The organism is uncultured Bifidobacterium sp., from assembly GCF_959020145.1.
Classification (GTDB): domain Bacteria; phylum Actinomycetota; class Actinomycetes; order Actinomycetales; family Bifidobacteriaceae; genus Bifidobacterium.
The window spans coordinates 1-9,142 of the sequence record NZ_CAUEQY010000041.1 but is presented as its reverse complement, the minus strand read 5'-3'; the positions used below and the strand labels follow the sequence as shown (position 1 = coordinate 9,142).

The 9,142-nt window shown below is 58.2% G+C and carries 7 protein-coding genes; 5 read left to right on the top strand and 2 right to left on the bottom strand.

Annotation, left to right across the window (positions count from 1 at the left end):
- Positions 1 to 27: 27 nt before the first annotated feature.
- The gene (locus tag Q5H33_RS07495; protein WP_302423826.1) at positions 28 to 1,161 is read right to left on the bottom strand and encodes a glutamyl-Q tRNA(Asp) synthetase; all 1,134 of its coding nucleotides are present in this window, start codon (positions 1,159 to 1,161) and stop codon (positions 28 to 30) included.
- Positions 1,162 to 1,368: 207 nt separating this feature from the next.
- On the opposite strand from Q5H33_RS07495, the gene Q5H33_RS07490 reads away from it, so the two are divergent.
- The 4 genes from Q5H33_RS07490 to clpB all read left to right on the top strand — a co-directional run bounded on the left by Q5H33_RS07490 (position 1,369) and on the right by clpB (position 6,723).
- The gene (locus tag Q5H33_RS07490) at positions 1,369 to 1,776 is read left to right on the top strand and encodes an HTH domain-containing protein (protein WP_033524309.1); all 408 of its coding nucleotides are present in this window, start codon (positions 1,369 to 1,371) and stop codon (positions 1,774 to 1,776) included.
- 234 nt (positions 1,777 to 2,010) lie between these two features.
- Positions 2,011 to 2,835, top strand: a complete 825-nt coding sequence (locus Q5H33_RS07485; RefSeq protein WP_004223193.1) for a YggS family pyridoxal phosphate-dependent enzyme — start codon at positions 2,011 to 2,013, stop codon at positions 2,833 to 2,835.
- Positions 2,836 to 2,964: 129 nt separating this feature from the next.
- The gene (locus tag Q5H33_RS07480; RefSeq protein ID WP_033524308.1) at positions 2,965 to 3,786 is read left to right on the top strand and encodes a fumarylacetoacetate hydrolase family protein; all 822 of its coding nucleotides are present in this window, start codon (positions 2,965 to 2,967) and stop codon (positions 3,784 to 3,786) included.
- 222 nt (positions 3,787 to 4,008) lie between these two features.
- On the top strand, positions 4,009 to 6,723 hold the full coding sequence (clpB, locus tag Q5H33_RS07475) for an ATP-dependent chaperone ClpB (protein ID WP_302423827.1): 2,715 nt from the start codon (positions 4,009 to 4,011) through the stop codon (positions 6,721 to 6,723).
- A gap of 154 nt (positions 6,724 to 6,877) precedes the next feature.
- Here clpB and Q5H33_RS07470 read toward each other — a convergent pair whose 3' ends face one another.
- A complete protein-coding gene (locus tag Q5H33_RS07470) occupies positions 6,878 to 7,762 on the bottom strand; it encodes a copper-transporting ATPase (RefSeq protein WP_065439605.1) in 885 nt (294 codons plus the stop codon).
- Between the two features lie 172 nt (positions 7,763 to 7,934).
- Here Q5H33_RS07470 and rmuC point away from each other — a divergent pair.
- Positions 7,935 to 9,142: DNA recombination protein RmuC (gene rmuC, locus Q5H33_RS07465; RefSeq protein ID WP_302423820.1), on the top strand; the 1,208-nt coding region annotated here is incomplete at its 3' end.

The window sequence follows — 9,142 nt, the reverse complement described above, 5'->3', positions numbered from 1 at the left end:
CTGCAGAATAAAACTGCAGAATAGGGCCTACAGTCCGAAATATGCGTTGAACTCGCCTTGATCGAGCGTGCGGTCTGACGTGTTGGTGCGAACGGCATCCCAACTGAATACGCCAAGCGCTTCGTCGGCGCTCATAGGCTGCGGTTTGGTGTGTTTCAGGTCTCCCTGCAATCCGAGCAGCCATGCGCAATAGCCGATGATCTGTTGCGCGGTGGCGCCGTGTGCCGTGAGTATGCCGAGATCGAGCGAGCGCTCGCGTTTGGCAAGGCGTTGGCCGGCTGCGTTGTCGATGAGGGGCAGATGCGCGTATGAGATGGTCACATCGTCAGGTTTATTGGAACCGTCGGCAGGATGGAAGGGCTGTGTCGGTTCGGAAGGCTTGAATCCCGCGTTGATAAGGGCTTTGCGAATGTAGATTTGCAAAGCGTTGGAGCGAAGCAGATCACGGCCGCGCACAATGTCGGTGATGCCCATGTCGAGGTCGTCCACGGTGACGGCCAGCTGGTAGGAGTAGATGCCGTCCGAGCGGCGCACGATGGTGTCGCCGATGTCGTGGGCGAGGTTGTATTGCTGGGTGCCGAATACTTCGTCGTGGAAGGTGATGGTGGTGTCGGCGGTGGCGATGCGCATCGAGTGGCGGTCGTTGTTGGCGAGGCGTTGTTTCGCACGCTGCGGTTCGCTGGCGATGAGGCGTCGGCATGTTCCTGGGTACACGGTGAAACGATCGCCTTCCTGTGGCGCAGAGGCGGCGCGGATGTCGGCGCGCGAGCAGAAGCAGGGGTAGATGAGCGGTGTTGCCTCAGAGGTGGCTGCTTCGTTGCCTGCTGTAGTGCTGCAGGGCTTGGAATCGTTGGAACCAGTACTGATAATATCGCTGATTTCGTCAAAGCTCAGCTTGCTGAGAAGCTCAAGCGCTTCCTGGTATAGGGCGTGTCGCGACGACTGGAATACCGGTTCGTCATCCCAACCGAGACCAAGCCATTCGAGATCGCGCATCATGGTTTCGGCGGCGCCGGGAACCACTCGTGGCTCGTCGATGTCTTCGATGCGCAGCCGTATGGAATCACCCGATTTGCGGGCGGAAAGCCATGCTCCGAGCATGGCGTAAACGTTGCCGATGTGCATGCGTCCTGATGGGGTTGGTGCGAATCGGCCGGTCATGGCTGCTCCTTTGGTGGGTTGACTGTGGCAGTACGCAACTGTACCCGTTGGGGTTTAGCTAGGTTTAGCGTAGGGCGATTCAGGTGGCGTGAGCCCCCATAGCCTTACGTTAAAGTGGTAGTATATGCCGTTCGGGTGCGTTCGTTTGTGATGGTAATCTACGAGCACGAGAATGGTATTCCGTTTTGTCGGATGAATGGGGTCGATATGACGAAAAGGCAGTTTAGTAACACGGAGGTCGAGTATCTTCGTGCGTTGCCGGCGGTTGAGTCGGTTACGGAAAATCGGATCACGTATTCGCGTGATTTTCAGATCAGTTGCATGCGCCGATATTTGGATGGCGAGCGGCCGAGCACGATTTTCACGTCGGCTGGGTTGAGCCCTGCGATCATCGGGCGCAAGCGTGTGGAACGTAATATCGCACGTTGGAAAGTGGATCTGGATATTATGGCGGCCGCAAGAAGCAATTCCACGACGGGCGCCTTGTCTTCCGACACCAGGGAACGATTGGTGACTGTGCAGTTGGGGCAGATTCGATCGCTGACGTGTCAGGTGCTTGCGTTGAAGGAACGCGTTGATGCTTTGGAACGCAAATTAGACGAATCGCAAGGCTGAATTTGAGTTCGCTGAGAAATTTTTTTTGAAGTAAAAAGTTTTTTTCGGCGCGTGTTTAGTAAATCTTGCATATAGTTGCTGTCGGACGGAGTCTTTGAAGTTCCCCCTTCTACTGCCGTCTGTTTTATTAGCCCGTACGGATATCGGTCGCTTTATCGCTTCACTTCAGACCGTCGTACGGGCTTCTTCTTACTCTGGTAGAGGTAGTTGGGATTTGAACGCAAGAGGCTGAACATGACTGCATATATGGACCATAAGAATCTTGCCAATGAGGTGATCGACGGTGTGCGTGCCGTGCAGATCGCCGATGGCGTGCACCGTGTGCTGGACCGCATCGCATCGGCGGAGCAGCATGCCGGGCGTGACGCAGGTTCCGTACGCCTGCTTGCCGCCACGAAAACGCGCGACGTGGGTGAGATCATGGCTGCGATCGACGCTGGCGTGCGTATGATCGGCGAGAATCGTCCGCAGGAAGTGATGGCGAAGGCCGAAGGATTGATGGCACGTTGCGGGGAGCGCGGATTCGCGTTGGGCGTTGCCGACGATGCCGGCGCTTCCACTATTGCGGGTGAGCATATTCCGTTCCATCTGATCGGCCAGCTGCAAAGCAATAAGATCGGCAAAGTGCTGCCGGTCGTCAACACCATCGAATCGGTTGATTCCCTTGACTTGGCGGAGAAAATCTCGCGCAGGGCCGTGGCGCGCGGCATCACCGTGGGCGTGCTGCTGGAAGTCAACGAATCGGGTGAGGCGTCGAAATCCGGCTGCGATCCCTCGCATGCCATCCGCATCGCGCAAAAAATCGGTACATTGGACGGACTTGAATTGCAGGGGCTGATGACCATCGGCGCGCATGTCGACGACGAAACCGCCATCCGCAAGGGATTCGAGCACCTGCGCAAAACCCGCGACCATATTCTCGAATCCGGCGAGCCGGGCACGCAATCCTGCCGCGAACTGTCGATGGGCATGACCGGCGACATGGAACTTGCGGTTGCGGAAGGATCCACCATCGTGCGCGTCGGTACCGCGATTTTCGGCGAGCGCGCTTTTATCTGACGTTTTCTTCCTGTGACGGGCCTTCGCATGATGTGATGGCCCGTTTTTTTTTTCGATGTTTTTGATTGTCGGGCGTTGCATGTCGATGATATGGACGATTCGACGATTGTTGCGGGTAGACTGGCAGACATGAGAATCGCACGTTTTTCGCATAATGATGTACCGCAATACGCTTTCGTGCAGACCGACGAAAGCGACGGCAAGGACTATCTCGTGGCGCTTGAGGGGCATCCTCTGGCCGGTGCCGGTGTGAAGCCGACCGGCGAGCGTTTTCCGGTGGATGGCGATGGCGTTCGTCTGCTCTCTCCGGTGATCCCGTCGAAGGTATACGGGCTGGCCAAGAATTACGAGGCGCACGCGCAGTTCATGCATGAAGCAGGCCATTCCGACATCAAGCACGCTCCGGAAGACATGGTGATCTTCTCCAAGCCGAGCACGTCGGTGATCGGCCCGGACGATCCGATCGTGATCCCGTCGTACTCGAACGATATGAATTTCGAGCCGGAAGTGGCCGTGGTGATGGGGCGCATCGCCAAGAACGTGACGGTCGAACAGGCCATGGATTACGTGCTCGGCTTCACTTGCGTGAACGATGTGACATTGCGTGACCTGCAGGGACTTGACCCGATGTGGACGCGTGCGAAGGGCTTCGACACCTCCTGCCCGCTCGGCCCGTGGATCGTGACCCGCGACGATTTGGATTGGAAGGACGCGAAGATCTCTTTCACGCTGAACGGTGAGGATGTCGAGCTGGCTTCCGGCACCACGGCGAATCTGATTCACGGCATTCCGGAGCAGATCGCGGCGATTTCCAGCTTCACGACGCTGCTGCCGGGCGACGTGATTCTGACGGGCACGCCGAACGCTTCCGGCCATCTTGATCCGGGCGACGAGGCGATCGTGCACGTCGAAGGCATCGGCAGCCTGCGCAACGTGGTGGTGCGCGGCTGATTGCCGATTGCTGATTGACATATTGAAGATATGAAGGCCGTCACCTTTCGTGGGTGACGGCCTTTGTGCTGCGTTGTTTGCGATTTCCCGTTTAGTGAACAAAAGTTGAGTGTTGCAGGCTCAACTTTTGGGAATAGAATGGTGGTGAAGTCGGTTGAGCATATCAGACAACGACATATGCGTCGACGCGACCGTGCGAAAAACGGACGATCGGCGCGAACCATGGAGGATGATATGGAACAGAAGTTCACCACAATGGCGCAGGAAGCCATTTCCGACGCCGTACAGAACGCGTCGGCAGCAGGCAACGCGCAAGTCGAAACCCTGCACCTGCTTGACGCGCTGCTGCGCCAGGAAAACGGCGTGATCCGCGGTCTGATCGAAGCCGCGGGCGGCAACGCGCAGAACATCAGCGCCGCCGTGCACCAAGCGCAGGACGCGCTGCCAAGCGCCAGCGGATCGACCACCGCGCAACCGCAAGTCAGCAGGCAACTATCCGCAGTACTTGCGCAAGCCGGCAAGGAAATGCAGCAGATGGGCGACGAATACGTATCCACCGAACATCTGCTCATCGCCATCGCGGCGGCAAAGCCGAATCAGAGCGCGCAAATCATGGAACAATACGGCGTGACCGCCGACGCGCTACGCAAAGCCGTGCCAACGATCCGAGGAGGCGCGAAAGTGACCAGTCCCGACGCCGAAGGCTCCTACAAAGCCCTCGAAAAGTATTCGACCGACCTGACGGCAGCCGCGAAAGAAGGCAAGCTCGACCCCGTGATCGGCCGCGATCAGGAAATCCGCCGAGTCATCCAGATCCTGAGCCGCCGCACCAAGAACAATCCGGTGCTGATCGGCGAGCCTGGCGTGGGCAAAACCGCCGTGGTGGAAGGCCTTGCGCAGCGTATCGTCGCCGGCGATGTGCCGACCACCCTGCAAAACAAGAAGCTCATCTCGCTTGATCTGGGCTCCATGGTGGCAGGTTCGAAATACCGTGGCGAGTTCGAGGAACGCCTGAAGAGCGTGCTGCAGGAAATCAAGAACGCAGACGGGCAGATCATCACGTTCATCGATGAGATCCATACCATCGTCGGCGCGGGCGCGGCCGAAGGATCCATGGACGCGGGCAACATGCTCAAACCCATGCTCGCGCGAGGCGAACTGCGCCTGATCGGTGCCACCACACTCGACGAATACCGTGAGAACATCGAAAAGGATCCGGCATTGGAACGCCGTTTCCAGCAGGTGTTCGTAGGAGAGCCGAGCGTGGAAGACACCATCGCCATCCTGCGTGGCATCGCACCGAAATACGAAGCCCACCACAAGGTGACCATCGGAGACGATGCGCTCGTGGCCGCGGCGACGCTGTCGAACCGGTATATTTCCGGCCGTCAGCTGCCGGACAAAGCCATCGATCTGGTTGACGAGGCCGCATCGCACCTGCGCATGGAACTCGACTCCTCGCCTGAGGAAATCGATGAACTGCAGCGTCAGGTCGACCGTCTCAAGATGGAAAAATCGTACCTGCTTGGCAATCCGAAAGACGATTCCGCCGCGCAGAAAGCGGAAAACGAGCTTGATGAAAGCGCCAAGGAACGTCTCGACGACCTCAACAAGGAAATCGCCGACAAAAGCGAGAAACTCAACGGTCTGAAAGCACGCTGGGACGCCGAAAAGAACGGGCACAACCGCATCGGCGACCTGCGCAAGAAGCTCGACGAACTACGCACCCAAGCCGAACGGTATGAACGCGAAGGCGATCTGGCGAAATCCTCCGCCATCAACTATGGCGAAATTCCGGCCATCCAGAAGGAGATCGCGCAAGCCGAACAAAACGAGGCGGCGGCCAAGAACAGTGCGGCAGGCGGTGCTGACGGTGGCTTGGGTGGCGATATTCCGATGGTGCCGGACCGCGTTGACGCCGACTCCGTGGCCGAAATCGTGTCCGACTGGACGGGCATTCCCGTCGGACGCCTCATGCAAGGCGAAAACGAGAAGCTGCTGACCATGGAAGACTATCTCGGCAAACGTGTGATCGGCCAGAAGGAAGCCATTCAAGCGGTTTCCGATGCGGTACGTCGTTCGCGTGCGGGCATTTCCGACCCGAACCGCCCAACCGGCTCGTTCCTGTTCCTCGGCCCGACCGGCGTGGGCAAGACCGAGCTCGCCAAGGCGCTCGCCGACTTCCTGTTCGACGATGAAAAGGCCATGGTGCGCATTGACATGAGCGAGTACATGGAGAAGGCCTCCGTGTCTCGTCTGATCGGTGCTGCGCCAGGCTACATCGGCTATGAGGAGGGTGGCCAGCTGACTGAAGCCGTGCGTCGCCGCCCATATTCGGTGGTGCTGTTCGATGAGGTTGAAAAGGCCAATCCTGAAGTATTCGACGTGCTGTTGCAGGTGCTCGACGACGGCCGTTTGACCGACGGGCAGGGCAGGACCGTGGACTTCAAGAACACGATTCTGATCATGACCTCCAACCTTGGCTCGCAGTTCCTGGTGAACACCGAACTGGATGACGAAGCCAAGAAGAAGGCCGTGATGGACTCCGTGCATATGCAGTTCAAGCCGGAATTCATCAACCGCTTGGATGAACTGGTTATGTTCCACCCGCTTACGCGCGAAGAGCTCGGCGGCATCGTGGACATTCAGGTGGCGCAGGTTTCGGCCCGCTTGGCGGATCGCCGCATCAAGCTGGATGTTACCGATTCGGCGCGCGATTGGCTCGCCAACACCGGTTACGACCCGGCGTATGGCGCTCGCCCGCTGCGTCGTTTGGTACAAACCGAAGTCGGCGACCAGTTGGCGCGCATGCTGCTGGCCGGCGAAGTGCACGACGGCGACACCGTGCTTGTGGATCAGACCGGCGGCGACCATTTGGAGCTCTCCTCGTGGGCGCCGGGGCAGATTGACGACGATTTTTCGGCAGAGGCTAAGTGACGGTCGGAGTCATTCGGCTGATCGGTTTGGCCTGACTGACTGTTGATTGGCCGAGTCACGAAAACGGTCTAACCGTTGACGGTGGGCGGACTGCGCACATGCGGGTCCGCCCATTTTTCGTGCGATTGCGCGATTTTCTTTTGCGAAAACCGTTTTACCGTGACGGTTGGCGGTCATATGCCTGCAAAACCAAGCCTGCGACCGTCAAAACCGTCGCACCGATCAACACGGCGATCGCAAGCTTCGGCTGAAGCCCGAAAATCAGCCACAAAGCGAACGTCCACACCGCGATGACCATCGTCACGGTCGCGGTAATCTGCGTTACCCGCGTGCGAATCTCATATGTGATGCTGGCCTGGATAAGCGTATCCATGCTTTGCTGTGTTTCTTGCGTTTCTTGAGATTGTATTTCTTGCTTTTCTTGCGATTGTGCGGTCGGAATATCGCCTTCCGATGCTTTCTTTGCCATGGGGCGTTGCGCGATCAGCGAAATCGCAAGCGATAGCACGGCGACCATGCTTGCGAAAGCGAAATACTGATTGCGTGACCCCGCGGGGAAAATCCACGACACCACGCACGCCAGCAGACTGTAGACGTACACGATGGTCATGGCGAGCGACAGCAGCGAATCCGCGTTGGGCGTGTGGCTTTTCAGGGCGGCGGTGCCACGATTGTGCATCGGCGCGGCGCAGTAGAACATGACCGGCGTGGCGATGATGGCGTGCAGCCATGGATTGGTCAGCCAGTGGGGAAGTGTGATGCCGCCGAATGTCAGCATGGTTACGGTGAATGTGGGAGCGGTCAGTATGGTTGCGATGGCGAGACTCTTGGCGATGTCGCTTCGGTGTGTTGCGCCGGCTGCCTCGTCTGGATTTTCGGTGTGATTTTCGGTGTGATTCTTGGCGGGCTTGTCATCGGTGATGCGTTGGTGGGAGGGGGCTATGTCATCGTTTTCGCTTAGGAATAGCCTGAGGATGGCCCAAGTGGCCACGGCCGCCGCAACAATCGCCGCCACCGTCATAAACAAATCGAATCCCATGTGTTTCCGAACCCCCGGATTGCCTCTTGAATGCCTCTCGAATATTCAGCGTGCTCGCGTTGCCGCATGTTCGTGAGCATGCTTTCGGCTCCAAGCATAATGCAGCTGGGCATGGATGTCTTGCGAACTTTGATCTTCCAAGATGTCTTGGTCATGCTGTTATATAGAACATATGTTCGACAATCCTGTGTTTGTGGTGATTCTTCTGGTGGTTGTGGCTGCGCTTGGAGCCGCGGCCGGCTTTTTTGCGGGCCGTTCCAAAGGGCAGGAAATGGCCCGTGATGCGAAAACCGCTGATCTTAACGAGGCGAAAGCGCAGATCGAAGCTGATCGGCAGGAAATCAGCGAATTGTCCACGGCGGTGACCCAATACCGCACGCAGGCGGAAGGGTTGGCCCAGCAGCTGACCTATCTCAAATCGCAACTCGCGCAAGCCCAACGGGCCGAACAGGAACGAGTGGAGCGAGAGCGTGAGCGTGCCGCGGCCGAAGCGGAACGCAAGCAGGCTGAAAACGAGCGGAAACTGCAGGAACAAAGCAAGGTATTGTCTGCGCTCGCGCCCGTGCAGAAGAATCTTGACGCCTTGCAGCAGAAGGTCTCGCAAATCGAAGAAGGGCGCAAACGGGAGATGGGTGCGCTTGGCGAGCAGCTCAAGGGGCTTGGCGAGCAGCAGGCCCGTCTTGACCGCGAAACCAACGCTTTGTCGTCGGCGTTGCGCAACAACAAGGTGCGTGGCGCGTGGGGCGAGGCGCAGTTGAGGAACATCGTGGAATCCGCCGGGCTGCTGGAACATGTGGATTTTGACACCCAGGTGGTCGTCACCGACGTGGATGGGCATACGCAGCGTCCGGATATGATCATCCACATGCCGGGCGGCAAAACCATTCCGATCGATGCGAAAGCGCCGTATGCCGACTACCAGAAGGCGTGCGAGATTCCCGATACCGCCACGCCCGAGGAGCTGACGCGAAAGTCGGAGCTGCTGCATGCGCATGCCAAGGCAGTGCGTGAACATGTGAAGACCTTGGGCGACAAGGCCTATTGGAACGCGTTCGACGATGCCCCCGATTTTGTGATCGCCTTCATCCCCAACGAATCCCTGCTGCAGGCGGCTTTGGAAACTGACCCGACGCTGATGGATGACGCGTTTGCACGCAAGGTGGCTTTGACCTCGCCGATCACCCTATGGGCGGTGCTGAAATCCGTGGCGTACGCGTGGCAGCAGCAAAGCCTGACCGATGACGCGAAAATGCTGTTCGACCTGTCCCGCGAATTGTATGAACGGTTCGCGGTGTTGGGCGATCGCGCCACCAAGCTGGGGTCTGCCATCACCAAAACGGTCGGTGCCTACAATGCGTTCGCCTCGTCGCTGGAATCGCG